We start from the raw sequence: 26,531 nt of genomic DNA on the forward strand, positions 1-26,531 counted from the left end.
AAATATTGAGAATCCAGTGAGGGCAGTATGGATCGATCGAAGCTTGTTGCCATTATTACGGGCGTAATTGCTCTAATGATCAGCATTGCCTATTTGTTGCTGGTGCAGTTCCTCGATTTTCGTGGCGAGATGGTTCCGGCTCCGCTGGATATGTCTGCGTTGCTAACTCCAGACTGTTATTTGTCATTTTTGTCATTTCCTGTTCGTCCTTTGTAAGTAGCCGATTAGCCCATCGTTTCCAAGCAGCCGACTATAAACAGTCCACTACAAGCAGCCGATGCCAGGGACGAATAACCAACCACAGCACTCACGCATGCTCTAATTTTGTCTACCGACTTAATTGCAGTCTGAGGGCAGATAAAACTCGCTCAAATGCAGTACCACTTCGCCAAAGTCAGGAACCCAGGCAACCCACTCCTCAGCTGAAGCCTGACAAAGCAGCATTGCCTCATCGTGGCTAAACAGACTCAAGGATTTCGTCAGCCGCACCCAGGTTGAAGGCGCAAAATCTGTGGGGAAATTAGGCTGATGATAGAGAGAAAGGGGAATTTCAGCGATCGCACATTCCAGATTGGGATTCATAAAATTGCCCCCGATTCAACCATGCAATAAAACTTCTGTATTCAATGCTACAAAATTTTAGCGGCGGATTGTGGAATGTTTTATATCTTTACTCGGGTTGGCTTATCGTTTTGTCCATTCTTTTGTCAGACATCCGATGGAATTCGGGAAAGAGACTGGTAGGATGCAAAGGGCGATGGAGTGCCAACCTTCAGACATTTCTTTAGAGACTTCAGTAAATTTTTCAATGACTTCATATGGAGCATGAAGCTGCTTCTTCTGCCATTTCTGTTGTCGCCCCTGGCTTAGATTCAAGTTCTGAGGGCATCCGTTCCACCGTCAAGGTCACTATCCTGGGCGCGGGAGTTTGGGGCAGGGCGCTATCAACGCTGGTGGCTCAAAAAGGGTATCCGGTTCAGCTCTGGTCGCGCCAGGGAAAACTCAGCTTGCCAGAAGCCGTCTCAGAGGCAAAGGTAATCATCTCCGCAGTTTCGATGAAGGGAATTCCAGAGACGATCGCTCGTTTAAAGTCTCTTACCCTGCCTTCCGATGCAGTCCTGGTGAGTGCGACAAAAGGCTTGGATCCCGCAACCCGGCAAACTGCTTCTCAGCTCTGGCAAACCGCTTTTCCAGATCATTCGATCGTCGTGCTTTCCGGTCCCAATCTGTCTGAAGAGATCCAACAGGGATTGCCTGCCGCAACAGTGGTTGCTAGCGAGAATGCATCGGCGGCGCAGCAGGTGCAGATTATCTTTTCGTCTGATCGTTTTCGGGTGTACACCAATGATGATCCGCTAGGGACTGAACTGGGTGGCACGCTAAAAAATGTCATTGCGATCGCGGCTGGGGTTTGTGATGGTTTGAAGCTGGGCACAAATGCGCGATCGGCACTGATTACGCGGGCACTGGCAGAGCTAATTCGGGTGGGCGTACATCTGGGAGCGAAACCAGAAACATTTTTTGGTTTATCTGGATTAGGCGACTTGCTGGCAACCTGTACGAGTGCGCTGAGCCGCAACTATCGCGTGGGCTATGGGCTGGCGCAGGGCAAATCGCTGGCGAACATTCTGGATGAAATCCACAGCACTGCTGAAGGAGTGAATACGGCGAACGTGTTGATAGATCTAGCCGATCGCGAACGAATTGCTGTTCCCGTGTCTTATCAAGTGTATTTGCTGCTGAACGGCAAGATCACACCTCAGCAGGCGATCGTCGCGCTGATGGAACGCGATTTGAAATCGGAGACAGTCAATATTCAGGGCACAATTTAACTGTTTAACTATGAGTTGAATTTTGAGTCGGTTCGCCGCTCGTTGCCCAAGCTACACTTTTTAAGGCAGTTCATTCGATCGTCCCTGTGCGCTTCGATATCATTACTCTCTTTCCTGATTTTTTTGCTTCGCCGCTTTGCTCTGGCTTATTGGGTAAGGCATTGGCGAAGCAAATTGCGTCTGTGCATTTAACGAATCCGCGTGATTTTACGACCGATAAGCACCACAAGGTCGATGATGAACCCTACGGTGGCGGCGTGGGAATGCTGATGAAGCCAGAGCCAATTTTTGCGGCGATCGAGTCTTTGCCCGTGCTGCCCCGACGAGAGGTGATTTTGCTGACGCCTCAGGGCGAAACGATGAATCAGAAAATGTTTCAGTCGTTTGCCGCGAACTGTGATCAGCTCGTGTTTGTCTGCGGACATTACGAAGGCGTGGATGAGCGAGTGCTGCATCTAGTGACGCGGGAAGTGTCGCTCGGGGATTTTGTGCTGACTTGCGGCGAGATTCCTGCCCTCACTTTACTCAATGGCGTAATTCGCCTATTGCCGGGAACGGTAGGCAAAGAAGAATCACTAAAGCTGGAAAGCTTTGAAGCCGGGCTGCTCGATTATCCGCAATATACCCGTCCGGCAGAGTTTCGCGGCTGGAAGGTTCCTGAGGTTCTGCTGTCGGGGAATCATCAGGCGATCGACCAGTGGCGCAAACAGCAGCAAATTGAGCGAACCCGCGATCGTCGCCCTGACCTTTGGGAGAAGTGGCAGGCAGAAAAAGAACAAGGGGCAGATCCCTAGTTCGAAACAAAACCCTAAACAAAACATAATCCACGTCATAACGGCTTTCGATTGCCCCACGCCGCTAGCGGCGTTTTCTACAATGTAAAAAGCAGGTAACATTAATTGAGTTACCCTAACAAAGCGGCGAGAATCATCGTGTTTGTCCTCAACGGCTACGAATATTTCCTCGGCTTTCTGCTGATCTGTGGTCTTGTACCCGTCCTGGCGATCGGCACCTCCTACATCGTTGCACCCAAGCGCAAAGGGGTTGAACGACGCACCACGTACGAATCAGGCATGGAGCCGATCGGTGCAGCCTGGATTCAGTTCAACATTCGCTACTATATGTTCGCGCTGGTGTTCGTAATCTTCGATGTTGAAACGGTTTTTCTGTATCCCTGGGCAGTCGCCTTCAGTCAGCTCGGACTCCTCGCCTTTGTTGAAGCCCTGATCTTCATTGCAATTCTGGTCGTTGCTCTCGTGTATGCCTGGCGCAAAGGAGCCCTCGAATGGTCATGATTCCTTCTCCAGAAAATTCGGCTGCCCAACTGCTCAACCCGGTGGGACAGTCTGAAGTCACCCAAGCTCTTTCTGAAAACGTCATTCTCACCACCGTTGAGGATCTGCACAACTGGGCACGTCTTTCCAGTTTGTGGCCTATGCTGTACGGCACAGCTTGCTGCTTTATTGAATTTGCCGCGCTGATCGGTTCCCGCTTCGACTTCGATCGCTTTGGTCTGGTGCCGCGTTCCAGCCCTCGTCAGGCAGATTTGATCATCACCGCAGGCACAATCACGATGAAAATGGCTCCGGCTCTGGTGCGCCTGTATGAGCAGATGCCTGACCCGAAATATGTAATCGCAATGGGAGCCTGCACGATTACGGGTGGAATGTTTAGCACCGATTCGCCTTCTGCCGTCCGTGGAGTTGACAAGCTGATTCCGGTGGATGTTTATATTCCGGGTTGCCCGCCCCGCCCTGAGGCAATTATTGATGCGATCGTCAAATTGCGGAAAAAGATTGCAAATGAAGGACTCGCCGATCGGACGCAGGCTGCTCAAACGCACCGCTTTTACAGCGTTTCCCATAAAATGAAGCCTGCATCTGAAATCCACACCGGAAAATATCTCCAGGCTGAAACTCGTCAGGCTCCGCCTAAGGAACTGATGGAAGCAATGGGAATGCCAATTCCGACTGCGCTTGAAGCAGCAACTCAACCGGAGGAAGTAAGCCGTGGCTGAAGAAAACCAAACTGAACAAACCGAACAAACTACGCAAATCGTTGAAGCCGGGAAAATCTCGCGCTGGTTGACCGAAAACGGATTCGATCATGAAGTAATGGAACCCGATCGGGCTGGCGTTGAAGTCGTTAGGGTCGATCGCGAATTCCTGCTGCCGTTTTGCACTGCGCTATATGCCTACGGATTCAACTATCTGCGCTGTCAGTGCGGCTATGATACTGGACCAGGCGGTGAGCTGGTGAGCGTCTACGACCTAACCAAGCTGAGCGACAATGCCGATCGCCCTGAGGAAATTCGGGTCAAGGTATTCGTCCCCCGTGAAGATCCGCGCGTGCCCTCAGTGTACTGGGTCTGGAAAGCCGCAGACTGGCAGGAACGGGAAACCTACGACATGTACGGCATTGTTTATGAAGGACACCCTGACCTGAAGCGACTGCTGATGCCAGAGGACTGGGTTGGCTTTCCGCTCCGCAAGGACTACATTTCGCCAGACTTTTACGAGCTGCAAGACGCTTACTAACCTGCCTTCAAATCAGATTCAAACACGATCGAGTGGGTTTAATCGCCCACTTTTTTATTGCTGCCCTCACCCTAAATTCCTCTCCCAGAGCTGTCTACCTTGTATGCCTGCGTTCTATCAGCGTTCTAGGGTTTGCAGCCCTTCTAAATTCCCTAATTCAGGAGGACTTTGAACATGGGATCAGGCTCGGTGCCTCTAGAATTAGCACTCAGGAAATCAGCGTGAAATCGCTAGCAGTTAATAGTCCGTGATTAGCCTTCTTCAATGAATTTGCGTCGGTCAGCCTGGCAAAATGTCCGCCTGTGCCAAATCCGGCTGCTCCCCGATTTGCGTTATAGAACAGTCGATCGCTGCGGCTGTTATAAACGATCGCCGCCCGACTCCGTGCTGCTTGGCGATCGGTATTCACAACTTCAAAGCCCTTCTGGATAAACTGGCGACGGGACACTTTGCTCAGTGCGGTAAAAGTTGTGGTATCAAGAACAATTTTGTCCTGTCGGTGCGTGAAGCCCTGGATTTGATCCACTCCTGCAACTGCCCGATCGAACTTTGCATCGGTATTAAACAGATAAGAATCTCTGCCCCTACCGCCATTGAGAATGTCGCTGCCCGCATCCCCAGAGAGGCGATCGGCTCCCTGCCCCCCGGTTAAGCTATCGTCACCAAAGCCGCCGAACAGAAGGTCATCGCCCATGTCTCCCAGCAGCACATCATTGCTACCCTCGCCATAAAGCGTGTCGCTATCAGAGTTGCCATTAAGCCAATCGTTTCCCTCGCCTGCATAGATTGTGTCGTTGCCTGTATCACCACTTAGCGTATCGTCGCCCAGTTCGCCGAATAGTCGATCGTTTCCGGCACCAGCGTTTAGCAGGTCATTGCCATCTGCTGCGAAGAGCTGATCGTCGCCTGCGCCCCCGTCGAGCTGATCGTTCCCGCCTTCGCCAAACAGTTCGTCGTTGCCCTCTCCCCCCAGCAGGCGATCGTCTTCACTACCTGCAAACAGCTTGTCGTTTCCGGCATCCCCGTTGAGCAGGTCGCTGCCAAACTCACCAAACAGCTCATCATCACCATTTCCGCCGTTGAGCGTGTCGTTGCCCTGGCTGCCGAACAGCTTGTCGCCATCATCTCCCCCAGACAGCTCATCGTTGCCGTCCTCACCAAACAGCATATCTTGCCCCGCCCCGCCGAGGATCTGGTCGTCTCCTGCACTGCCAAACAGTTCATCGTTACCTGAACCACCCTCCAGCGTATCGTTGCCTGAGTTGCCGTTTAAGAAATCATTTCCTTCATCGCCAGAAAGCCGATCGTCGCCCTCGCCACCCAACAGGCGATCGTTGCCCAACTGCCCAAACATCGAGTCGTTATCGCTATCGCCATAAAGCAAGTCGTCGTCTTCGTTGCCATTGAGCACATCTTGACCGTCGCCGCCGTACAGCTCATCATTGCCCGTCCCTGCTGATAAGGTATCGTTTCCCTTCTCGCCATAGAGCTTGTCTGCGCCCGCATCACCGCTCAGTTCATCATTGCCATCGCCGCCATAGAGCTTATCAATTCCTGCACTGCCAGCAAGCACATCATTACCGTTTTCGCCTTGCAGTTCATCGTCACCATCGCCGCCAGAAATACTGTCATTGCCCTCACCACCAAAGGCAGTGTCGATTCCTGCCCCCCCTGTGATCACGTCATCGCCTGACCCACCACTGAGAAAATCATTGCCGTCATCCCCGTTCAGCGTGTCGTTTCCGTCTACGCCGTACAGCTCATCATCTCCAGTGCCGCCGCTGAGAAAATCATTGCCCCCTGCGCCCATGATTCCTTGATCACTGCCGCCATACAGCTTGTCGTTACCTGCTCCCCCTAAAAGCGAATCGTCCCCAACCTCGCCATAGAGCAAATCATCCCCATCGCCGCCATTCAGCGAATCATTACCTACCCCACCAAACAGCTCATCGGCTTCTGTACCACCAGAGAGGGTGTCATCGCCCGCATCGCCGAACAGCTCATCCCTGCCCGCATCGCCCTGAATTCGATCGTTGTCCAGTCCGCCGAAAATTTGGTCATCCCCATCAGCACCAGAAAGATTGTCGTTACCGGCTTCGCCAAAGATTCTGTTTGTTTCAGCCGTTCCGACTAGCGTGTCGTCTCCCGGTGTCCCGTAAAAATCAGCCACTACTTTTGCCCCATACCATCTCGCAACTTCTTGCGGCAGTACATCCTGATCGATCCGACGGCAACTTGCAACAGCAGTACTATCCTCAAAGCTCTAGCTCTGAAGATAAGCAAAACACCGTTTGCCGCTCTACTTGACCATCCTAACGATCGACTCCTGCGATTCAGGTGAAGGAGGGCTATAGTTCAAACGATGGGGAATAAAGGAACGGTGAAATTATTTCTAAGCAGGATTGTTGCCCTGGCTCATGCGAAGCTTTGCCTCTTTCTCAAACCACTGCACCACCTGGGGAACGGTTAAGGATTCGATCGCCGTTCCAGCTTCGGCGGCTATCTGCCGCAGCGGCTTCAGGGAAGATAGCATGATGCGCGAGAAGAAAGTGAGAAACGAGCCGTCGCTATCAACTGCCTCCTGGATCGCGTCGTCTTGAGCAATCCAGTCTTCAATCTGTTCAGGCGTGACGGATTCGACCGACTGTCCTGTGCTTTCGGTAATTTTCTTCAGCGTTCGCAGCGAGTAGAGTGCCACCCGCGTCACAAACTTGTCCTGGGTGGTGAGCAAAGCGCGATCGACCTCGGTGACTTCTTCGACGGTGAGGAATTCGATCGGGGCTGGCTGGGAACTAAACATGAAGTCGTTTCCTTAAATTACTTCTCCTGGATTAAATAGCCGCAGCGATGCTCGCCGTTGACGATCCAGTGGGTTCGCTCGACTTTGCTACCCTCCAGCGCAAGCTGAAACATTTCTAGCTCATGCCCGCAGACGCTCGGGAAGGACTCAGCGATTTGAGAAATCGCGCAGTTGTACTCGGTAATCACATAGCGGGGAGCAGCATTCTTCTCGTCAGGCTGAGCATAGTGCCACTCTGCCATATAGCCTTCTGCCTGCCGCAATTCCACCAGTTTTGCCACTCGCTCTTGCAGCGAACCTTGCCCCACGCGATCGCGATACTCCAGTGCTTTGCGCTCCCACTGTTTCCGCAAAATTTTGCTGACCTGCTCTTTGCCCACTGTTTCCGCCAGGGTATCCAGCAGCGAGACGGCAAATTCTCCGTAGCGCTCGGGCAACTGATCCCGTCCCTTATGGCTGAGCTGATATTGATAGTTGGGGCGACCCATCCCTGCCGGGATTACCTGATGCTCGATCAGTCCTTCATCTTCCAGATCCTTCAGGTGTTTGCGGATTGCTTGGGGACTAATGCTAAGATGTTCAGCCAATTCTTGAGCAGTGGCTTGTCCCTGCTTTAATAGATGATGCAGGATATCCTGCTTGGTCGAGGGTTGCTGCGCGGCTGTCATCGGTTTCCCCGTGATCCTCAGCGATCGGTCAGGACTGATTTACTTTTTGTCCGAAAACAAATTGTCAAAGACAAAGCTGCCAAAAGACATCCTGAGTGGCAGCAACATGTCAAGGAAACAAAATGTAAAAAAAGTCCTGCTTGACTTTGACAACTTTCTTGTTGCTAAAGTAGTTTACAATAGAGATAAGCAACTCAGAGGTTGTTTTAATTATAGAAGCTATCTGTTGTTCTGTCGCCCCTTCCTATGAGTACAACCGCGAACCCCAACCAGGCATCGGACAAGAACCTCGAGCTGATGAGGAGTTTTTCCGAGAGTTACGCCAAGCGAACTGGAACTTACTTCTGTGTTGACCCAGGCGTAACTGCTGTGGTCATTGAAGGGTTAGCCAAACACAAAGATGAGCTGGGTGCGCCGCTCTGTCCCTGTCGCCACTACGAAGACAAAGAGGCAGAAGCCGCCGCTGCTTTTTGGAACTGTCCCTGTGTGCCCATGCGTGAACGCAAAGAATGCCACTGTATGCTGTTCCTCACGCCGGATAACGATTTCGCCGGACAGCAGCAGGAGATCTCGATCGACGAGATTCGCAAAGTTACTGATCAGTATTAATCAGCATTAATCAGCCGGCTGGAACTACGGTTTCAGTTTCAATCTTGAATTGCCGCTCCACCTTGAGAACCTGAGAGAAAGAGAACAACCGATGACAGCATCCGTCCAATCCCTGGTTAATCAACCCTATAAGTACGGCTTCGTCACTGAGATTGAGTCCGACACGATTCCGCCTGGGCTTAGCGAAGACGTGATTCGTCTCATCTCTGCCAAAAAGAATGAGCCGGAGTTCATGCTGGAGTTTCGCCTCAAGGCGTATCGGCAGTGGCTCAAAATGAAGGAGCCGAACTGGGCAGAAGTCGGCTATCCGGCGATCGATTACCAGAGTATCATTTACTACTCTGCGCCTAAGCAGCAAGAGAAGAAGAAAAGCCTGGAAGAAGTCGATCCCATCCTGCTGGAAACTTTCGAGAAGCTGGGTATCCCCCTTTCAGAGCAGAAGCGGCTTTCTAACGTCGCCGTAGACGCGATTTTTGACAGCGTTTCTGTCGCCACCACCTTCCGCGAGAAGCTTGCCAAAGAGGGCGTGATCTTCTGCTCAATTTCCGAGGCAATGCACGACTACCCCGATCTAGTGCAGAAGTACCTGGGCAGCGTCGTTCCGGTTGCCGACAACTATTTTGCTGCGCTTAACGCCGCAGTCTTTACCGATGGCTCGTTCGTCTATATTCCGAAGGGTGTTCGCTGCCCGATGGAGCTTTCGACCTACTTCCGCATCAACAACGGTGAGTCAGGTCAGTTCGAGCGGACGCTGATCGTCGCTGAAGAAGGCAGCCATGTCAGCTATCTAGAAGGCTGCACTGCTCCCATGTTTGACACAAATCAGCTTCATGCGGCTGTGGTTGAACTGGTTGCGCTAGATAATGCCGAAATCAAATATTCCACAGTGCAGAACTGGTACGCCGGAGACGAGAACGGCAAAGGCGGTATCTACAACTTCGTGACGAAGCGCGGTCTTTGCCAGGGCAAGAACTCTAAAATCTCCTGGACACAGGTAGAGACGGGTTCTGCCATTACCTGGAAGTATCCGAGCTGTGTGCTGGTGGGCGATAACTCGGTGGGAGAGTTCTACTCCGTTGCGCTGACGAACCACAAGCAGCAGGCAGATACGGGCACGAAGATGGTGCATATCGGCAAGAATACCCGCAGCACGATCGTCTCTAAGGGCATCTCCGCAGGCTATTCCAAGAACAGCTATCGCGGCTTAGTCAAGATTGGCCCGAAAGCAGAAGGGGCACGTAACTACTCCCAGTGCGACTCAATGCTAATTGGCGATCGAGCAGGTGCGAATACCTTCCCCTACATCCAGGTGCAGAACAACACTGCTAAGGTAGAGCATGAAGCTTCGACCTCGAAGATTGGGGAAGACCAGTTGTTTTACTTCCGGCAGCGCGGCATTTCCCTGGAGGACGCGATCTCGATGATGATTAGCGGCTTCTGCAAAGATGTGTTTAATCAGTTGCCGATGGAGTTTGCGGTGGAAGCTGATCGTCTGTTGGCACTGAAGCTGGAGAACAGCGTGGGTTAAGTCAAGTTGCCAGCATTGGTTAGTATCACTGGTGCTGGCTTGTCCCCGAAATCCCTTGAAGGTAGGGGAATTTGAAATAAGGATTCTGAGGGTGAGACGGTTACAGAAAGCTACGACAGTTTCCGCCTTTGCTCGAAAAAACTGTTCTACTTTCGATTCTTAGTCCGATGCGATTTCTCGCGAATTTTCATCTGTCCCCCTTTCCTATTTAGGACAGAACAATCGGTTGAAATTAGTGCTGAAGCTGAGGAAATAAAGATTCGAGAACAGCTAGATGTCCAGCTGCTGCGAGAAGGCTTTTGGGGGATGGCGATCGAGTCTAAAAAGGTTGCGTTTTCGATGGAAGCGGGATTTGCTCAACTGCTAGCGTATAGGCTGGCAAACCCTCAGCGGAAAACCCCATTGTTTGGCATGATTGCCACTGGCAGCCCCTTTGCTTTTGTCAAGCTTGTGCAGGAAGAATGCCTGAAGTATGCGATCGCTGATCAGTTTGGCATTTCGAATCGAGTGAAGGGGCTGTACGACGTATTCAGAATCATGAAGCGGATTGGAAATTTATTGGCCCACACAGGGACATCTTTAATAGGCACGTAGAGAGGAAATCGATCGGTGATCAGTGAAAACAGCGAAGTCATTTTAACCGTCCGGGATTTGACCGCAGAAGTGGACGGAACTCCCATTTTGAAAGGGGTGAATCTGGAGATTCGAGCGGGAGAAATCCATGCGATTATGGGTCCGAATGGCTCTGGAAAGAGTACGCTTTCTAAGATTCTGGCTGGACATCCCGCCTATGAAGTGACGGGCGGCGAGGTGCTTTATAAGGGCGAGAATTTGCTGGAAGTGGAAGCGGAAGAAAGGGCGCGATCGGGCTTATTTCTGGCGTTCCAGTATCCGCTCGAAATCCCGGGGGTCAGTAATCTTGACTTCCTGAGAGTGGCGTACAACTCCAAGCGCAAACACGAAGGCGGCGAAGAACTGGATGCATTTGACTTTGATGAGCTGGTGCGCGAAAGGCTGAGCCTGGTAAAAATGGATGCTGCTTTCTTGAATCGCAGCGTCAACGAAGGTTTTTCGGGCGGTGAAAAGAAGCGCAACGAAATTCTGCAAATGGCACTGCTAGAGCCGACGCTGGCAGTTCTGGATGAAACCGATTCCGGTCTTGACGTGGATGCACTGCGAATTGTGGCAGATGGGGTCAATCAGCTCTCGAAGCCCGATAACTCAATGCTGGTGATCACCCACTATCAGCGATTGCTCAACTACATCGTGCCAGACTACGTGCATATCATGGCGATCGGCAAAATTCTTCGCACAGGTGGCAAAGATCTGGCGCTGGAAGTCGAAGCGCGTGGCTACGACTGGGTGCTGGAAGAAGCGGCAACAGGAGTTTAATCGATGAGTATTCAAGTTTCTTCTGTGCCAGAACAAACTGGGGTCAGCAATGCGGCTCAGCAGCGCCTCGATTTTGCCAATCACTTGATTGAACTGACAAAGCAATCTCTTTCAGGCGGCTGGCTGCAATCGTTGCGCGCTCGTGCTTTAGCCCTTATCCAGGAGCAGTCCTTCCCGACGACAAAGGACGAAGAGTGGCGGTTTACGGATTTGTCGGAACTGGTGAAGCTGCGGTTTGAGCAGATCGATCGCCGTTCCGCCGTCAATGTCGATGCTGTAACCCAATTTGCGCTGGTAGAAGAAAGCACTCGGCTGGTGTTTGTCAACGGAATGTATGCGCCGGAGCTTTCGACAATCCTGCCCTCCAATGGATTGACCGTCACCAATTTGTCGGCACTGTCTGAGACTCAGCGTGAATCGTTGCAGAACTATCTGGGACAGCAGCCTGGATCAGAAGAACTGTTTACGGCTCTGAATACGGCAGGGATCAGCGATGCTGCTGTGATTAAAGCCGCGAAAAATCAGGCGATCGACGCTCCCGTTCACTTACTCTTTGTTTCCACGACCCGCAGTACGCCTACCTTCATTCAGCCTCGTGTCCTGGTGATTGCAGAGCCAAATAGCGAGTTGACGATCGTGGAAGAGTATGTGTCGATCGGGGAGGAGCAATCCTTCACCAATAGCGTTACGGAAATCTTCCTGGCAGAGAACGCGCAGATCAGTCACACTAGAATTCAGAGGGAAAGTTTAGCCGCATTCCACATCGGCAAGACTGCTGTTTCCCAGGCACGTACTGCTCGCTACACCTGTAATGCGATCGACCTAGGCGGCAAGCTGTCGCGGCATCATCTGGAGATTTACCAGACGGGCGAGCAAACCGAGACGAATTTGAATGGACTGACCTTTATCAGCGGCGAGCAGCTCAGCGATACCCACAGCACGATTGCCCTCACCCAGCCCTACGGCACAACCCGACAACTTCACAAATGTATCGTCGATGACCGGGCACATGCCGTCTTTAACGGTAAGGTATTCGTACCGCAGGCAGCACAGCAGACCGATGCCGGACAGCTCAACCGCAATTTATTGCTCTCTTCCAAAGCGCGAGTTGATACCAAACCTCAGCTAGAGATCGTGGCAGACAATGTGAAGTGTACCCACGGCGCGACGGTCAGCCAGCTTGACGATGACGAAATTTTCTATCTGCGGAGTCGGGGCATTGATGCGGCAAGTGCCGAGCGTTTGTTAGTTTATGCCTTTGCCTACGAAGTGATCGATCGGGTTCCCGTTGAATCCCTCAAGCAATCCCTGATTGCGTTTGCGAAAAACTATCACAGCCGTCCCTGCGGCATTCGCTAATCTATCTTTTCTCTCCTTCTTTTCCTATCACCAGATCCTTACCCGAACCAGCCATGACCCTTGCACAAGAGATAACCCTAGCTGCTAGCGTGCGATCGGACTTTCCTATCCTGTCGCAGAAAGTTCACGACAAGCCTCTAGTTTATCTTGACAATGCGGCAACCTCTCAGAAGCCGATCGCCGTCCTGGATGCGCTGCGATCCTATTACGAGAACGACAATGCCAACGTGCATCGCGGTGTGCATACCTTAAGCGCACGGGCGACAGATGCTTACGAGGGGGCAAGGGACAAGGTAGCGGCGTTTGTGAATGCAGCTTCGCGTCAGGAGATTGTCTATACGCGCAACGCGAGCGAAGCGATCAACCTGGTCGCTTATGCCTGGGGCAATGCAAATCTTCAGCGCGGCGACGAGATTATCCTCACTGTGATGGAGCACCACAGCAATTTGATTCCCTGGCAGCTTTTGGCACAGCGGACGGGTGCGGTTCTTAAGTTTGTAGAGCTGACCGAGACGCAGGAGTTTGACCTGGATCACTACAAATCACTGCTTTCGGACAAGACCAAGTTGGTATCCGTCGTTCACGTCTCGAACACATTGGGCAGCATTGCTCCTGTGAAGGAGATTGTGGCGTTGGCACATCAGTACGGCGCCAAGGTGCTGATCGATGCCTGCCAGAGTGCGCCCCACATGAGGCTGGATGTGCAGGACATCGGCTGCGACTGGCTGGTGGCTTCCGGGCATAAGATGTGTGCTCCGACCGGAATTGGCTTTCTCTACGGCAAGCTAGACATTCTGCGATCGATGCCTCCCTTCCTGGGCGGCGGCGAGATGATTGCCGATGTATTTCTCGATCATTCCACCTATGCCGATCTGCCTCACAAGTTCGAGGCGGGTACGCCTGCCATTGCCGAAGCGATCGGGCTGGGTGCAGCCGTAGATTACCTCACGGCGATCGGCATGGACAGAATTGCGTCCTACGAGCATGAGTTGACCGCCTACCTGTGGCAGCAGATCGGTCAGATCCCCGAAGCAACAACCTATGGACCTAAGCCAAATGCTCAGGCAAATAATCGCGCTGCGCTGGCTTCGTTCACTACGGGTTCGGTTCACCCGCACGATCTGTCTACCATTCTTGATCAGGCAGGCATTGCAATTCGTGCCGGGCACCACTGCACACAGCCGCTTCACCGTCACCTTGGCGCACAGTCTACCGCACGGGCAAGCCTGTACTTCTACAACACTAAAGCTGAAGTAGATGCCTTTATCAAGTCGCTGAAAGAGGCGATCGACTTTTTCGGCAGCATCTTCGGCTAAGTTCACCCAGCATTCTGATAAATTGGATTTCCTCAAGGTGCATTCGTCGTCTCTTCACAGGGGCGGCGTTTTTTTTAGCGTCTGTTGTCCTGCTTCAGTTGGAAACTAGCCTGAATTCGCTTCACACAATCAGAACTTGACACGTTAAATTGAGAAAATCATTGCTAGAAAAAAGAAAGATGGCAGGCAAAAACAATCAGTATTCGGAGCAGAATTTTTGGAGCAAGCTCAAGGGTGCGGCGATCGTTGCTGGACGAGAAGTTGTTGAAAAAGCGTTGACACTGTTTTACGCAGCCCAGCGACCTGAAACTCCCCTTTGGGCGAAAATGACGATTTATTCTGCACTGGCCTACCTTATTTTGCCTGCTGATGCAATTCCCGATTTTCTGCCCATCTCTGGATATGCAGATGACTTAGGTACACTGGCAGCGGCACTGAGCGCAGTGGCAATGTGCATTACGCCAGACGTGAAGAACCAAGCCCGCCAGCAGGTGAAGCAGTGGTTTAGGGACAATGAGTCGCAAACCGAAGCAGAACCGATGCCGACTGCGGATGATACGCCTCGTGAGATTGCGATCGACTAAGCGAGAGCAGAGTTTTGCGGTTTCAATGCTTTTTTATCCCTAAAATTACCCAAAGAACGGTTAAATCAATTCAAATTGAAACTAAGGCAGGTTTGAGATCAGGAGCAATTTACTGCTCCATTTTCTATGAAATAAAAACTTTAACGAATCTCAATTCACTGGCTCTATTTCCTGCTAAGAGAAATCAATAATTGTGCTGAATGAACTATCCTTCCCGCAATAGTTTTGTACTTTAAAAATCTCACTGCTTTCATCAATACAAATAGGAATACCTCCATGACTAGCGACAAGCCGCGATCGATAGTTGGACGATCAACCCGGCGGCGGTTTTTGCAATTTTCAGCAACAGCACTCTCGACGATCGCCCTTTCAAACTGTGCACGATCGATCCAGGGCGGAGGAACTGCCTCTGATTCTGACGCGGCTCCGGCAGCCAGTGGCGGTTCAGGAGATGCTAAAACGCTCTACATTTACACCTGGGGCGACTACAGCAATCCTGATTTTTTCAAGCGATTTACTGACAAAACGGGCATTGAAGTCGTTGTCGATGTTTATGACTCAAACGAAACAATGCTTGCCAAAATTCAGGCAGGGGGCGGAGCGCAGTACAGCATTATTTACCCGTCTGATTACATGGTGCGGCAAATGATCGAGATGAATTTGCTCACTAAGCTAGATCCAAGCAAAATTCAGGGGGTGAACGGACTCATGGATCGCTGGCAGAGTCCGCCCTATGATCCGGGCAACGCGCATAGCATTCCCTATTGCTGGGGCACAACGGGGATTCTCTACAACAGTGAAATTGTGAAGACCCCGCCGCAGGACTGGAATTTCTTTTGGGACAACAAAGAGGCGTTGGCAGGAAAAATCACCCTGCTTGACGACGTACGGGAAACGATGGGCGCGACGCTCAAATCCCTCGGCTACTCCTACAACGCCACCAATCCAAAGCAAATCGAAGCCGCTTACCAGAAACTGCTGGAACTGAAGCCGTCGATCGCTGCCTTTCGCACCTTTGGCTGGGAAGACCAGCTGATTAGTGGTGATCTGGCTGCCTGCATGACCTACTCGACCTTTGGCAACCTGCTGCCCAAGGATAACCCCCAACTGGCATACGTCATTCCCGACAGCGGCACTTCTGTGTGGACTGATACGGTTGCAATTCCTGCCTCTGCTCCAAATCTGGATGCTGCCTACGCCTGGATCAACTACGTGCTAGAACCGGAAAATGCAATTTATGGGGTTGAGCAAATGAACGTGATTACCCCCAATAAGATTGCTTTTGATAAGCTTCCCACACAGATTAAGAGCGATGCGAAGCGATATCCTACGCAGCAGCTCCTGTCGATTTCTGATGGGATTGCCCCCGTTGGAAAGGCACTCGACCTCTACGACAAATATTGGAACGACCTGAAGAGCGCCTAGAGATTTTCGTGCCAAGATTGGCTAGATATCAAAAAGGGGCGAAAGCCCCCTTGTTTTTTGTCAAATTTGTCTCAGTTTTTAGTTACGGACAAGCCACTTCTGCCCATTGAGACGCTGAATAGCGTAGAGCAGCATCAAGTCGAGCGTGACTCTGCGTTCGTCGATCATAAACGATTCCAGAGTACTGGGCGGCGCACTGCTATCAGAACAGCAGAAATACTTGGGAGCCTGAATGTCTTCTTTGGAAAAGATAAAGAAGAACTGACGACGATCGCTTTGCCATTGCCCGATTACCTGCCACAAGGGAGTATCCTCGAAGCCTCTAATGGGCAGTTTGCGCTGCTCAAATTTCAGGTCTACATCCTGAATGCCAATTTTACCGAGTGCCTGCTGCAAACCCGGTAAGAAATGCTGCGAGATGAGCTCTTGAAAGGGCTTGTCCTCCAAGGCAGGAGGCTTTTCCTTTTTGGGGGCTTTTGCGGGTTTTGCCGCCGCATCGGGCGTCTGTGCATCAGGAGCGGGGGGAGTTGTTTCGTCTGCCATCGCTAAACTCGCTATAAATCTGATTTTTACGACGGGTTAACTCAATTCGGGTTGAGGAATTGGCTGAACCACCTTTGCTACTTTGCTGTTGACGGATGGCTACCGCGATCGGCTGCCTGTGTTCATCTATGTTTAGTGTATATTAAGCGGTTTCACCTCCCGATATCCAGGCAACGGGAGAAGCTGTTTCAAGGTTCTGCCCGATCAGCTTCGATCGCCTCGCCGTTTCCCAAAGTCCCAACTGACCAGTATCGTCTATACGAACCAGTTTCAAAAAAACAGGGTATGCTATTGCTCAGCTTCAGCGTCCCTGTAGTTTTGACCTTCACTCGATCGGGTTATCGTCGCCATGACCTTTTTTGCTTGTCGCCGTCACATCGCCCAGACTGCTGGTGTTCTGGTGTTGGGATGGAGTGCAGCAGCAGGAATCCATCTGGAAACTCAGCCGCCTGCTTTTTCTGCCGCTAACCTTGCCCAGGCTCAACCTACTCCTCCTAGCATTGCATCTCAAGACGATCGCGTTTCGGCACTTCAGCTAGATGCAACGGGTAGCCTGTGGATCGGGTCATGGCAGGGACTCGCTCGAATTAATCCCAATACGGGACGGGTTCAGGCACGGGTGAGTTTACCGGATCAAACGATCGGCGCAATGGCACTCGATCGCGTGGGGCGGCTGTGGGTCGGAACCTATCGCGGGCTGCATCGGGTTGAGCCACGTACGAATGAGATTACGGCGCAAAATTTTACCCTGCCCTCAAATCGGATTCTGGCATTGCAGATCGATCGACGCGGTTTTTTATGGGTGGGTACAGACAACGGACTGGCAATGATCAGTCCCGATGAAGGGCTGTTGATGACCACTTATCGAGAACTGCCGGGAAATAGCGGCAATGTGCTGAGTCTAGATGCTGAGGGTCAGCTCTGGGTCGGCACGGCTGAGGGCTTGGTGCAAATCAACACCGCTAGCGCAGCCCCGATCGCCCGCATTCGAGATCTTCCCGGTCAGGCAGTCCAGACACTGACCCTGGGATCAGACAATAACCTCTGGGTCGGCACACCAGAAGGCTTGCTGGTGGTTGATCCCAAGCAGCGAGCGGTCTTACGTTCGGTCACGCCTTTTCGCGGACAGGAAGTCACCGTTGCTCAGTTCGATCGACTGGGGCGGCTGTGGGTCGGCACAAACAATGGCTTATTTCAAGTGAATCCGTTTAATGGGGCGATCGTGACTCAAGTGGCAGGGCTGCCCTCTAGCCGCATTGTGTCGCTGGCAGCGGATGCAGGCAATAAGATTTGGGTCGGAACTCGCCAAGGACTGGGATGGGTAAGCCTTACGACCGGACGGGCAAGACCCGCTTTTGTCTTTTCGCGGCAGTCTTCGCCCTGAGCTTCACGACAAGCTTTACGACAAGCTTCAAAGGCTTTACTTCAAATCAAGCAAACCCGGAGGCGGAACGATCTCCACTCGACGCTGAACCAGATCGACGATCGGCACAATCTCTTTGACAAACGGGATCAAAACTGTTTTCGCTGACTCCTTTGCCTTGGCAAGCTGCTTGATCGTCCCGTCTGCTCCTGCCTGATGTGCTCCTGCCTGATAAAGTTCAACTTCCAGCAAATCATTGCCTGCCGGAATCACATCCTTGATTCGTCCGATCGCCTGCTGGGTCGCCTGATCGATCACTTCCAGATCCAGCAGATCCGGCACATGAAATTCATCTTCTTCGAGATGAGGACGATCGGTGCTGGGAATCAGCAGGCGGCAGTCGTAGAGCTGTTCTGCCTGAGCGCGCTCGACAATGCCCTTGAGCTGGAGGACATATAGGCCTTTTCCAGCGAGATAGCGTCCTGAAATTAGCTCGATCACTTCCGGCTCTGTTTTACCGGGGCGCAGCATCCAGCGTTTTCCCGGTTCCTCAAATCGCTCTGGGAAGTCCGAGTTGGGGTAGACGCGCACCTCCCCTTTTAGCCCTTGAGCCGCGACGATTTTGCCGATTTCTAACCATTCATCTGCGATCGCCATTGCCACTTCACCTAAAAAACGATGGACATTGGATCAAATTGGCTCTAAGAAAATGTTTGAATCGTCCTGCCTGTAATCCAAACCGCCCTCCAAGCCAGCTCTGGGGAAAACCGAGTCCTCCTGAGGCTGCTCAAAGTCCCTCATTGGGAATTGAGAGGGCGATGTAGAAGATTTGCAACTCCTCAAACATTCTTCAGGGCAATGTTTCTTGGGAAACTGCCAATCGATCGACTATCCATCGTCCATTGTCGCTGATAGAACGTTTTTTCTACGCTTGTTTTACGCGATCGGCGGATCAAAACTATTTCAGCCCGATCATCAGGCTCGATGGCTTGCTCAAGTCCCCGCTCAGGCTAACTCCCCGATTGTTTACCGACAGGTGGCGGGCGATTTTGTAGAGGGACTCGATGCGATCGCTGGCTCCAATCTTGTCTGCCAGGGTAGTGAGGGCGATTGGCTGTCCGGCTTCGCTCAGGGTTTGCATCATGCTGCGCTGGAGATCGAGGATGGCAGCGGCGGCTTTCTTACCGGCTTCGACTCCAGGCTGGTGATAAGCGTTGACGTTGACCAGCGAACCGTAGAAGCTGACGGTGCGTTCATAAAGGGCGATCAGTGCGCCCACCATCCGGGCATCCACATAAGGCACAGTGATGGTAATAGAGTCGCGCTGATTTTCGTAGAGTGCCTGTCTTGTCCCCTGAAGCAGACCGGAGAGGAAATCGCCTGAGGTAACCCCCGGTTCGACTTCGATCGAAGAACCCGATCGATCGTGCAGCACTTCAATAAAGGTGACAAAGAAATTGTTTACGCCTTCCCGAAGCTGCTGGACATAAGCATGCTGGTCTGTTGAGCCTTTGTTGCCGTAAACAGCGATGCCCTGATAAACCTTGTTGCCGTCTAAGTCGGTTTCCTTACCCAGCGACTCCATGACCAACTGCTGCAAATAGCGCGAGAACAGCAGCAAGCTGTCTTTGTAGGGCAAAATCACCATATCCTTCTCGCCCTTTCCGTTTCCGGCGGCATACCAGGCAAACGACAGCAGTGCAGAAGGATTTTTTCGCAAATCGGGTACACGGGTTGCGGCATCCATTTCTTTCGCGCCTGTCAGCATCGCGTCGATATCAATGCCCTGAAGTGCAGCCGGAAGCAGACCGACCGCCGACATTTCGGAGGTGCGACCGCCAACCCAGTCATGCATCGGGAAGATATCAATCCAGCCTTCTGATTTCGCCAGCTTTTCAAAGTTGCTGCCGATTCCGGTAACGGCGACGGCGTGTTGAGCAAAGTTGAGTCCCTGCTGCTCGTAGGCGCGCTTGACTTCAAGCATTCCGTTTCGGGTTTCGGGCGTGCCGCCGGATTTTGATGTGGCGATTACCAGGGTTGAGGCAAGCCGATCTTTTAGCGTTGCCAGGGTGCGATCGATCCCTGCTGGGTCGGTGTTGTCGATAAAGTGAATCTGCATCGGCGCATTGACCGAACTCAATGCCTCAGACACAAACTGCGGCCCCAGTGCCGATCCCCCGATCCCGATCGATAGCACATCGGTAAACTTTGCGGCATCGGTCGGACGAATTTCGCCCTGGTGAACGCGATCGGCAAAGGCATGAATGCGCTGGAGCGTCTCCACAATGTCGTGCTTCAGTTCGGGGGTGGGAGCAAGGTCGGGGTCGCGCAGCCAGTAGTGCCCCACCATACGGTTCTCGTCTGGATTGGCAATCGCCCCGCCTTCGAGCGCAGCAATATCGCGAAAAGCTTTCTCAAATTTCGGCTCCATCATGGACAGGAAGGAATCGTCAAACCGAATCCGGCTAATGTCCACATACAGACCCAGCCCTGAGTGGAAGTACAGCCAGTCCTGATATCGTTGCCAAAGCGTTGCGGCATCCATAGTCTCTTCTGCTTCTAGGTCACTTACTTCTCCCCAATAGTGTACCGACCGTTCCGCAGGAAAGAATCTGAATTTTGTGTGAGGTTACGCTGATAAAAATTAGCGGCAGATAGACGCTCGATCGCCAAACTGATACAAAAAGAGCGCAAAGTCAGCCTTTCAAGCAATCTCAGATTCATGCAATTAAATCTTCTTTAAGCAACATTGATATCTAGAAATACAATTTTCAGCATTGAGAGAGCAAAATTCTGCAAAAAGGTAGAGATGTATGAAAACATTTTTGGATTGCAAGTCATAGAAATTTCACAATTGCTCTTCCTAACCACAACGAATTTCCTATCTGAGGAGAGAGTCGCTCGAATTTTAGATATGACACGCTAAATAGAAATACGATCGAATTCAAATCAATTCGTTTAAACCAACGTTTAAGCCAATAAACTCAGGAACGAAGCGAGTTTATACCAAAGCACCAGTTTTTAAGGTAGAGCATTACTCTTGGTTTTGCATCTGTTTTGACGAACAGGTTCTGTTTGTTCGTTCCGATTGGCTACGTTCTGATTGTCGATAAAAGTAAACGATTATACTGTCGCTTAATTGCCCTCCTACAGACTCATGAGCAATCAAATTTCACTTCAAGCCAACAAACTCTGGCAGCTTATCTCCGCTCCCACTACGGCTGCAATCTACAAGCAAGCCCTTTCTGTTACCTGGACTATTTTGCAAGAAACCGGAAAGCTCGCCTGGTTGGTGTTCTGTCTGGTGCTGGTTACCCTCGATTGGTTCTGGAATAACTCCATTCGTCTGGGTCGCCAAACTCGCGCCTGGTTCGATCGCTTCGATCGCACAAACGACGTAGCGGCTACCGAGATGGGACAAGAAATTATGTCTTCGCTAAAGTCCAACTTTAACTCTCTGGTGACAACAGCAAGAAACCAGCTTGGAGTTTCCAGCCAGCTTAGTAGCGATACCGGAAGCGATGCCGGAAGTGCGATCGTTCCTGCTGCCAGCGCAGAAATTGCCCCAATCTCTACCGTTTCGCCGATGAAGAGATACGAAGCAGCAAGCGAAGATGAGCCTGTGGTATTAAGCAGTGGCTTTATGGCAAACACTCAAGGTAGCGCGGCTGAAAATCCTTCGAACAGCAACGAAGCAAATAGCAGTGAAACGATCGAAACCAACGCTGAACCTGAAACGGTTGCAGTAAGAGCAGTTTCCCCCAAACAAAAAGAGAGGGTTGGGGAAGATGAGGAAGTTGAACAATCTGCCCTGAAAGAGCCGAATCCTTCAGTGAATAGCTAGTGCGATTTGGAAAATCAAGCCTGAAGGAATACAAGCAACTTTCACGAATGGCTTTTAGTTGATGGATTCCTTAAGGGGTGGGCTAGACTCACCCTTTTTCTTTTCATTAACTCATCGCATGTCTCTCCTTCTGATAGATTGAAATCGAGCGATGATTCCTCTCCTGGCAGAGTAGCAAACCGTCTCTATTCTCTAAATTAATATTAGTTTTATTTAATTAGTTGACTGAGTGTGATTCGGGAAACGCAATCCCTAACCGATCGTTTTAGAAAAGAAGCAGCGGCTATTTCAAGTCGCTAAACAGCACTGATTTAAGAGCGGCTTATTTCCATTCTTTGACCCTTACAAGCTAATCGCAGGAGTTTCCTTATGGCAGGTTCTAATCCGATTTCTTCTCACTCACAGCGCAATTACTCTGAAGCTGGAGTAACAGCCCGGCGATCGCATTCCACGACTGAAACCGCGATCAGCGACACGATTACCACACGACGAGCAACGGCAGACGAAATCGCTTTTCGGGATGGCTTTGTGCAGGGACGCGAACAGGAACGACGCATTCAGCAGCACAGTCAGCGGAGAATGCAGCATTTATATGCTCATCAAGGCATGGTAGGCGGTCTGCTAACAGGCATTTTGATGACCCTTACCGTCGGATCTATCGCCACAATGCTGGCAGTGTTTTCGCCCCAATGGGAAATCCATACCCCGCAGAGCAGCACCACCCAAACCATCCGCTAGCGGCGATCGGGCGGGGACTGCTCCCTTAAAACTGCTCATTTAAACCATCGGCTGAAACCCGCGTTCAGGCTGCGGAATGAGAGGATGAGCTTAAACGGTGAGCTGAAACAGCGGACGAACACTACGCGCTGAAATATTTTGCAGCCGGGTGGTAAGCGACGATCGCTGTCGTAGACTGCTCTGGGTAAAGCTGTTCGCTCTCGTCCATGTGTAGACCAATTTGCTTTGCGTCCAGCAGCTCCAGCAGCATGTGCTGATCCTGAATATTAGGACAAGCCGGGTAGCCAAAGCTGTAGCGGGAGCCGCGATATCGCTGTGCCAGAATGTCTCGAATGCTGCTAGGTTCTTCTGCACCCAAGCCCAGTTCACGACGAATGCGGGCGTGAGTCCATTCTGCTAGAGCTTCTGCCACCTGCACCGCCAACCCGTGGAAGTAAAGGTAGTCGGTGTACTGATTCGCCTCAAACAGCTTTTTGGCAAATTCGGTCGCTACTTCGCCTACAGTCACAGCCTGCATCGGGAAAACGTCATATCGCGTTGCCCCTTCCTGAGGCAAGAAGAAATCGGCAATGCAGAGCCGTCGCAGCGATCGTTGGCGCGGGAAGTGAAAGGTTGCAAGCGGTTCTTGCTGATCTGGACTCGTACTGCCGATCGTTGGATCGTACAAATGCAGCGAGTTACCTTCCGCTAAACAAGGGAAATAGCCGTAAACTACCTGGGGCTGGAGCAGTTTCTCGTCCTGAATTCGCTGCTTCCACTGCTCCAAAATCGGATAGACCTTTGCTGCCAGGAATGCATCATACTCCTCGCGGGTCTGCTCCTTGGGCTTGCGGAACTGCCACTGTCCGGCGATCAGGGCCTGCAAGTCCAGATAGGCAAACACTTCTTCTAATGGCAAATCTTGGGGCTGAAAAATCTTTGTGCCCCAGAAAGGCGGCGTGGGGCGATCGATCGCGACTTCCACCGCATCCGATCGGCGAGTATCAACCGCTGCGGCTTCGGTCTGGACTACCTCGCTGGAGGTTTCTGCGATCGGCCGATGTCCGTTCGTTTCAGTGACGCGTTCTTCGTTCAAGAATCCTTTGAGGTCATCCCACTCGCTCGCCGCTTTTGCAGGCATGAGCTTATCCATAAAGTGCAAATCAGCAAAGGCATCTTTGCCATAAATCACCCGACCGCGATAAACGTTCTGGCAATCTTCGTGAACAAACTTAGGCGTGAGTGCTGCACCGCCAAGAATGACCGGAACCGTGATCCCGCGATCGTTAAATACCTCCAGATTCTCTTTCATAAAGGCAGTGGATTTCACCAGCAGACCGCTCATCGCAATGCAGTCCGCACCGTGTTGCTGATAGGCTTCGATGATGTTCTCGACAGGCTGCTTAATGCCCAGGTTAATTACCTTATAGCCGTTGTTAGTGAGAATAATATCAACCAGGTTTTTGCCGATATCATGCACGTCGCCCTTCACCGTAGCGATCAGGAAAACCCCTTTGTGGCTATTGCCCGATTCCTGCTTTTCCATGTGGGGTTCCAGGAAGGCGACCGCCGATTTCATGGTTTCCGCCGATTGCAGCACAAAAGGCAACTGCATTTGACCAGAGCCAAACAAATCACCCACCACCTTCATACCATCCAGCAAAAAGGTGTTGATAATTTCCAACGGCGGGTATTTCTGCATTGCCTCCGCCAGAGCTGTTTCTAAGCCGATGCGTTCGCCGTCGATAATGTGCTGCTTCAGGCGTTCTTCGATCGGCAGATTTGCCACATCACTGCGCGATCGAGTCTCTTTGGTAGAAACCCCTTCAAATAGCGTCGTCAGTTCCGTGAGCGGATCGTAAATGCAGACATCCCCTTCAAACTGCCGCTCGTCATAGATCAAATGACGGCAGACTTGCTGATAGCGATCGTCAATCTTGGCAACGGGCAAAATTTTCGCCGCGCTAATAATTGCCCCATCCATACCTGCCGCAACCGCCTCATGCAAAAACATCGAGTTCAGCACAATTCGCGCTGCGGGACTCAAGCCAAACGAGATATTCGACACGCCCAGCAAGATATGCACGCCCGGCAGGTTTTGCCGAATCATCTGAATCGCTTCGATCGTCGCTTTGCCGTTTGCCCGGTCTTCCTCAATACCAGTTGAGATCGGCAACGCCAGCGGATCATAGAAAATTTCGTGGGCAGGAATGCCATACTCCAACGCGTCCCGGTACGCCCGTTGAGCGATCGCAAATTTCTTCTCAGCCGATCGCGCCATGCCGTCTTCGTCGATCATCCCTACGACCACGCCTGCCCCGTATTCCTTGGCAAGCTCCAGCACCTTAAAAAATCGCTCGTCGCCGTCCTCGTAGTTCGTGGAGTTAAGCAGACATTTGCCGCCCGCCACTTTTAAGCCTGCCTCCATTTTTTGCCACTCGGTCGAGTCTAGCATCAGGGGCAGATTCACATTCGTCACCAACCGGGAAACAACTTCCCGCATATCGTGTACCCCGTCGCGTCCCACATAGTCCACGTTCACATCCAGGACGTGCGCTCCTTCTTTCACCTGCGATCGTGCGAGCGAAACCAATCCATCCCAGTCTTCCGCGTTGAGCAGATCTCGGCATTTCTTCGAGCCGCTGGCGTTGAGCCGTTCGCCGATAATGAGAAACGAATTGTCCTGGTCATAAGGCTGGGTGGAATAAATCGAAGCCGCTGCCGGAATATAGTCCAACGCGGGACGCGGATCGGTTTCTGCGGTTTGCACGAGTCCTCGAACCGATCGCGCTCTGGGCGTCAGGGTCGCCGCAATTTCAGCAAGCTGCTGGATGTGTTCAGGTTTTGTGCCGCAGCAGCCGCCAATCACCTGCACGCCCAGATCTTCGACAAAGCGAGTCAGAGCTAGCCGCAGTTCCATTGGGGTTAGCTTGTAGTGGGCGTGTCCACCGACGTTTTCGGGAATGCCTGCGTTGGGAATACAGGAAATCACAAACGGCGAATGCTGCGACAAATACTTGATATGCTCTGCCATGCGATCCGGTCCAGTCGCGCAGTTCAGCCCCAGAATGTCGATCGGGTAAGGCTCCAGAATCGACAGCATCGCCGCCACATCCGACCCGACCAGCATCGTGCCTGTGGTTTCCACTGTCACCGACACCATCAGCGGACGACGACTGCCCTTTTTCGCAAAAATTTCCTCGATGCCGTTCAGCGCGGCTTTAATTTGCAGCACATCCTGACAAGTTTCCACAATAAACAAATCGACTCCACCGTCATATAGCCCCTCTGCCTGCTCTGCAAAAGAAGCCTTCATCGTGTCGTAGTCGATGTGTCCCAGCGTCGGCAGTTTGGTTGTGGGTCCGATCGATCCCGCCACAAATCGCGGCTTTTCGGGAGTCGAAAATTCTGCTGCACACTGTTTGGCAAGCTGAGCCGCTTTCAAATTCATCTCATGCGCCTGGTCTGCCAAATCGTACTCTGCCAGGACGATCGAGGTTGCACCAAAGGTATCGGTTTCGATCACGTCTGCTCCGGCTGCCAGAAAATCGCGATGCACCTTTGCCACCGCTTCTGGTTTGGTCAGAATCAGATACTCGTTGCATCCTTCGTAAGCAGCCCCGCCGAAGTCCTCTGCGGTCAGGTTTTGCACCTGAAGATTGGTTCCCATCGCGCCATCAAACACGATAATCGGGCGATCGGGACTGTGGAGCCGTGCAAGGAAAGGATGGATCGTAGACTGAGCAGAGGTAGACTGAGCAGAGATTGTAACCATGTCTAGCAGGAGTACGGTATCTACTAGATTATCAATCTCTTCCCGTTCTGCAAATTTGACCTGCAGGCTGGGGGAGCATATCGAGCAATTTCTTTCTGCTCTATGCTGTGCTGGGCGGGGATTCAACCCACCCAAGCCAAGTTTCCTGGCAAGCTGGACGTAGCCAACGAAAAAGAGAGGACGCTGGCATTAAACCAGATATCCTCCCTGTTGATGTGTGATGAGATGAGTAATTAGAG

25 protein-coding genes are annotated in these 26,531 nt (G+C 51.8%); 17 read left to right on the forward strand and 8 right to left on the reverse strand.

What is annotated here, in order from left to right; genetic code table 11:
* Positions 1–27: 27 nt before the first annotated feature.
* Positions 28–216 (forward strand): hypothetical protein, encoded by a 189-nt coding sequence (locus NDI45_RS08490; protein ID WP_348247043.1) that lies wholly within the window; start codon positions 28–30, stop codon positions 214–216.
* Positions 217–336: 120 nt separating this feature from the next.
* On the opposite strand, the gene NDI45_RS08495 is transcribed toward NDI45_RS08490, so the two are convergent.
* Positions 337–582, reverse strand: coding sequence for a hypothetical protein (locus NDI45_RS08495; RefSeq protein WP_190792982.1), 246 nt, complete (start codon positions 580–582; stop codon positions 337–339).
* Between the two features lie 236 nt (positions 583–818).
* Between NDI45_RS08495 and NDI45_RS08500 the strand changes: the two genes are divergently transcribed.
* The 5 genes from NDI45_RS08500 to NDI45_RS08520 all read left to right on the forward strand — a co-directional run bounded on the left by NDI45_RS08500 (position 819) and on the right by NDI45_RS08520 (position 4,369).
* Positions 819–1,832 carry an NAD(P)H-dependent glycerol-3-phosphate dehydrogenase gene (locus tag NDI45_RS08500; RefSeq protein ID WP_190792981.1) on the forward strand — a complete coding sequence of 338 codons (1,014 nt, stop codon included), beginning with the start codon at positions 819–821 and terminating at the stop codon, positions 1,830–1,832.
* An 86-nt stretch (positions 1,833–1,918) separates the two neighbouring features.
* On the forward strand, positions 1,919–2,626 hold the full coding sequence (gene trmD, locus NDI45_RS08505) for a tRNA (guanosine(37)-N1)-methyltransferase TrmD (protein WP_348247044.1): 708 nt from the start codon (positions 1,919–1,921) through the stop codon (positions 2,624–2,626).
* A gap of 138 nt (positions 2,627–2,764) precedes the next feature.
* Positions 2,765–3,127 carry a photosynthetic/respiratory NAD(P)H-quinone oxidoreductase subunit C gene (gene ndhC / locus NDI45_RS08510; protein WP_190792992.1) on the forward strand — a complete coding sequence of 121 codons (363 nt, stop codon included), beginning with the start codon at positions 2,765–2,767 and terminating at the stop codon, positions 3,125–3,127.
* Positions 3,118–3,849 carry an NADH dehydrogenase subunit K gene (locus NDI45_RS08515; protein WP_190792979.1) on the forward strand — a complete coding sequence of 244 codons (732 nt, stop codon included), beginning with the start codon at positions 3,118–3,120 and terminating at the stop codon, positions 3,847–3,849. The genes ndhC and NDI45_RS08515 overlap by 10 nt, the downstream gene beginning before the upstream one ends.
* Positions 3,842–4,369, forward strand: a complete 528-nt coding sequence (locus NDI45_RS08520; RefSeq protein WP_348247045.1) for an NAD(P)H-quinone oxidoreductase subunit J — start codon at positions 3,842–3,844, stop codon at positions 4,367–4,369. Before NDI45_RS08515 ends, NDI45_RS08520 begins: the two co-directional genes overlap by 8 nt.
* A gap of 208 nt (positions 4,370–4,577) precedes the next feature.
* Here the strand turns inward: NDI45_RS08520 and NDI45_RS08525 are convergent, their stop codons facing one another.
* The 3 genes from NDI45_RS08525 to sufR form a co-directional block, all read right to left on the reverse strand.
* The gene (locus NDI45_RS08525) at positions 4,578–6,539 is read right to left on the reverse strand and encodes a calcium-binding protein (protein ID WP_348247046.1); all 1,962 of its coding nucleotides are present in this window, start codon (positions 6,537–6,539) and stop codon (positions 4,578–4,580) included.
* Between the two features lie 222 nt (positions 6,540–6,761).
* Positions 6,762–7,169, reverse strand: coding sequence for a hypothetical protein (locus NDI45_RS08530; RefSeq protein WP_190792976.1), 408 nt, complete (start codon positions 7,167–7,169; stop codon positions 6,762–6,764).
* Between the two features lie 17 nt (positions 7,170–7,186).
* Positions 7,187–7,837 carry an iron-sulfur cluster biosynthesis transcriptional regulator SufR gene (sufR, locus tag NDI45_RS08535; protein ID WP_348247047.1) on the reverse strand — a complete coding sequence of 217 codons (651 nt, stop codon included), beginning with the start codon at positions 7,835–7,837 and terminating at the stop codon, positions 7,187–7,189.
* Between the two features lie 246 nt (positions 7,838–8,083).
* Between sufR and NDI45_RS08540 the strand changes: the two genes are divergently transcribed.
* From NDI45_RS08540 to NDI45_RS08575, 8 genes are all read left to right on the forward strand, one after another.
* The gene (locus NDI45_RS08540) at positions 8,084–8,446 is read left to right on the forward strand and encodes a ferredoxin-thioredoxin reductase catalytic domain-containing protein (protein WP_190792974.1); all 363 of its coding nucleotides are present in this window, start codon (positions 8,084–8,086) and stop codon (positions 8,444–8,446) included.
* A 91-nt stretch (positions 8,447–8,537) separates the two neighbouring features.
* On the forward strand, positions 8,538–9,974 hold the full coding sequence (gene sufB / locus NDI45_RS08545; protein ID WP_190792973.1) for a Fe-S cluster assembly protein SufB: 1,437 nt from the start codon (positions 8,538–8,540) through the stop codon (positions 9,972–9,974).
* A gap of 306 nt (positions 9,975–10,280) precedes the next feature.
* Entirely contained in the window at positions 10,281–10,568 is a 288-nt protein-coding gene (locus NDI45_RS08550; protein ID WP_348247048.1) for a hypothetical protein, read from the forward strand.
* Positions 10,569–10,583: 15 nt separating this feature from the next.
* A complete protein-coding gene (sufC, locus tag NDI45_RS08555; RefSeq protein ID WP_348247049.1) occupies positions 10,584–11,366 on the forward strand; it encodes a Fe-S cluster assembly ATPase SufC in 783 nt (260 codons plus the stop codon).
* Between the two features lie 3 nt (positions 11,367–11,369).
* Entirely contained in the window at positions 11,370–12,725 is a 1,356-nt protein-coding gene (sufD, locus tag NDI45_RS08560; protein ID WP_190790289.1) for a Fe-S cluster assembly protein SufD, read from the forward strand.
* A gap of 53 nt (positions 12,726–12,778) precedes the next feature.
* Positions 12,779–14,041 (forward strand): SufS family cysteine desulfurase, encoded by a 1,263-nt coding sequence (locus NDI45_RS08565; protein WP_190790290.1) that lies wholly within the window; start codon positions 12,779–12,781, stop codon positions 14,039–14,041.
* 179 nt (positions 14,042–14,220) lie between these two features.
* The gene (locus tag NDI45_RS08570; RefSeq protein ID WP_190790291.1) at positions 14,221–14,625 is read left to right on the forward strand and encodes a YkvA family protein; all 405 of its coding nucleotides are present in this window, start codon (positions 14,221–14,223) and stop codon (positions 14,623–14,625) included.
* A gap of 276 nt (positions 14,626–14,901) precedes the next feature.
* On the forward strand, positions 14,902–16,050 hold the full coding sequence (locus NDI45_RS08575) for a spermidine/putrescine ABC transporter substrate-binding protein (protein WP_348247050.1): 1,149 nt from the start codon (positions 14,902–14,904) through the stop codon (positions 16,048–16,050).
* Positions 16,051–16,128: 78 nt separating this feature from the next.
* Here NDI45_RS08575 and NDI45_RS08580 read toward each other — a convergent pair whose 3' ends face one another.
* Positions 16,129–16,593 carry a DUF2996 domain-containing protein gene (locus NDI45_RS08580; protein ID WP_348247051.1) on the reverse strand — a complete coding sequence of 155 codons (465 nt, stop codon included), beginning with the start codon at positions 16,591–16,593 and terminating at the stop codon, positions 16,129–16,131.
* Between the two features lie 349 nt (positions 16,594–16,942).
* On the opposite strand from NDI45_RS08580, the gene NDI45_RS08585 reads away from it, so the two are divergent.
* The gene (locus NDI45_RS08585) at positions 16,943–17,977 is read left to right on the forward strand and encodes a two-component regulator propeller domain-containing protein (protein ID WP_348247052.1); all 1,035 of its coding nucleotides are present in this window, start codon (positions 16,943–16,945) and stop codon (positions 17,975–17,977) included.
* Positions 17,978–18,013: 36 nt separating this feature from the next.
* Here NDI45_RS08585 and rimM read toward each other — a convergent pair whose 3' ends face one another.
* Together rimM and NDI45_RS08595 are read right to left on the reverse strand one after the other, a co-directional pair.
* Entirely contained in the window at positions 18,014–18,613 is a 600-nt protein-coding gene (gene rimM, locus NDI45_RS08590; RefSeq protein WP_348247053.1) for a ribosome maturation factor RimM, read from the reverse strand.
* A 301-nt stretch (positions 18,614–18,914) separates the two neighbouring features.
* Positions 18,915–20,501 (reverse strand): glucose-6-phosphate isomerase, encoded by a 1,587-nt coding sequence (locus NDI45_RS08595; protein WP_190790296.1) that lies wholly within the window; start codon positions 20,499–20,501, stop codon positions 18,915–18,917.
* Between the two features lie 612 nt (positions 20,502–21,113).
* On the opposite strand from NDI45_RS08595, the gene NDI45_RS08600 reads away from it, so the two are divergent.
* Both NDI45_RS08600 and NDI45_RS08605 read left to right on the forward strand, forming a co-directional pair.
* A complete protein-coding gene (locus NDI45_RS08600) occupies positions 21,114–21,800 on the forward strand; it encodes a hypothetical protein (protein WP_348247054.1) in 687 nt (228 codons plus the stop codon).
* A 369-nt stretch (positions 21,801–22,169) separates the two neighbouring features.
* Positions 22,170–22,538, forward strand: coding sequence for a hypothetical protein (locus NDI45_RS08605; protein ID WP_348247055.1), 369 nt, complete (start codon positions 22,170–22,172; stop codon positions 22,536–22,538).
* Between the two features lie 121 nt (positions 22,539–22,659).
* Here the strand turns inward: NDI45_RS08605 and metH are convergent, their stop codons facing one another.
* Positions 22,660–26,292 carry a methionine synthase gene (metH, locus tag NDI45_RS08610; protein ID WP_348247056.1) on the reverse strand — a complete coding sequence of 1,211 codons (3,633 nt, stop codon included), beginning with the start codon at positions 26,290–26,292 and terminating at the stop codon, positions 22,660–22,662.
* Positions 26,293–26,531 lie beyond the last annotated feature (239 nt).

The sequence above is a fragment of the Leptolyngbya sp. GB1-A1 genome (assembly GCF_039962475.1).
Lineage (GTDB): Bacteria > Cyanobacteriota > Cyanobacteriia > Elainellales > Elainellaceae > Leptolyngbya_A.

What these genes read in the sequence shown, in the direction of transcription:
- NDI45_RS08605 (WP_348247055.1), top strand. Translation starts at nt 22,170, where the DNA reads ATGGCAGGTTCTAATCCGATTTCTTCTCACTCACAGCGCAATTACTCT.
- rimM (WP_348247053.1), bottom strand. Translation starts at nt 18,613, where the DNA reads ATGGCGATCGCAGATGAATGGTTAGAAATCGGCAAAATCGTCGCGGCT.
- NDI45_RS08490 (WP_348247043.1), top strand. Translation starts at nt 28, where the DNA reads ATGGATCGATCGAAGCTTGTTGCCATTATTACGGGCGTAATTGCTCTA.
- NDI45_RS08570 (WP_190790291.1), top strand. Translation starts at nt 14,221, where the DNA reads ATGGCAGGCAAAAACAATCAGTATTCGGAGCAGAATTTTTGGAGCAAG.
- sufD (WP_190790289.1), top strand. Translation starts at nt 11,370, where the DNA reads ATGAGTATTCAAGTTTCTTCTGTGCCAGAACAAACTGGGGTCAGCAAT.
- NDI45_RS08580 (WP_348247051.1), bottom strand. Translation starts at nt 16,593, where the DNA reads ATGGCAGACGAAACAACTCCCCCCGCTCCTGATGCACAGACGCCCGAT.
- metH (WP_348247056.1), bottom strand. Translation starts at nt 26,292, where the DNA reads ATGGTTACAATCTCTGCTCAGTCTACCTCTGCTCAGTCTACGATCCAT.
- sufR (WP_348247047.1), bottom strand. Translation starts at nt 7,837, where the DNA reads ATGACAGCCGCGCAGCAACCCTCGACCAAGCAGGATATCCTGCATCAT.
- NDI45_RS08515 (WP_190792979.1), top strand. Translation starts at nt 3,118, where the DNA reads ATGGTCATGATTCCTTCTCCAGAAAATTCGGCTGCCCAACTGCTCAAC.
- NDI45_RS08585 (WP_348247052.1), top strand. Translation starts at nt 16,943, where the DNA reads ATGACCTTTTTTGCTTGTCGCCGTCACATCGCCCAGACTGCTGGTGTT.
- NDI45_RS08565 (WP_190790290.1), top strand. Translation starts at nt 12,779, where the DNA reads ATGACCCTTGCACAAGAGATAACCCTAGCTGCTAGCGTGCGATCGGAC.
- NDI45_RS08600 (WP_348247054.1), top strand. Translation starts at nt 21,114, where the DNA reads ATGAGCAATCAAATTTCACTTCAAGCCAACAAACTCTGGCAGCTTATC.
- sufB (WP_190792973.1), top strand. Translation starts at nt 8,538, where the DNA reads ATGACAGCATCCGTCCAATCCCTGGTTAATCAACCCTATAAGTACGGC.
- NDI45_RS08495 (WP_190792982.1), bottom strand. Translation starts at nt 582, where the DNA reads ATGAATCCCAATCTGGAATGTGCGATCGCTGAAATTCCCCTTTCTCTC.
- NDI45_RS08500 (WP_190792981.1), top strand. Translation starts at nt 819, where the DNA reads ATGGAGCATGAAGCTGCTTCTTCTGCCATTTCTGTTGTCGCCCCTGGC.
- NDI45_RS08550 (WP_348247048.1), top strand. Translation starts at nt 10,281, where the DNA reads ATGGCGATCGAGTCTAAAAAGGTTGCGTTTTCGATGGAAGCGGGATTT.
- NDI45_RS08575 (WP_348247050.1), top strand. Translation starts at nt 14,902, where the DNA reads ATGACTAGCGACAAGCCGCGATCGATAGTTGGACGATCAACCCGGCGG.
- NDI45_RS08540 (WP_190792974.1), top strand. Translation starts at nt 8,084, where the DNA reads ATGAGTACAACCGCGAACCCCAACCAGGCATCGGACAAGAACCTCGAG.
- NDI45_RS08595 (WP_190790296.1), bottom strand. Translation starts at nt 20,501, where the DNA reads ATGGATGCCGCAACGCTTTGGCAACGATATCAGGACTGGCTGTACTTC.
- NDI45_RS08530 (WP_190792976.1), bottom strand. Translation starts at nt 7,169, where the DNA reads ATGTTTAGTTCCCAGCCAGCCCCGATCGAATTCCTCACCGTCGAAGAA.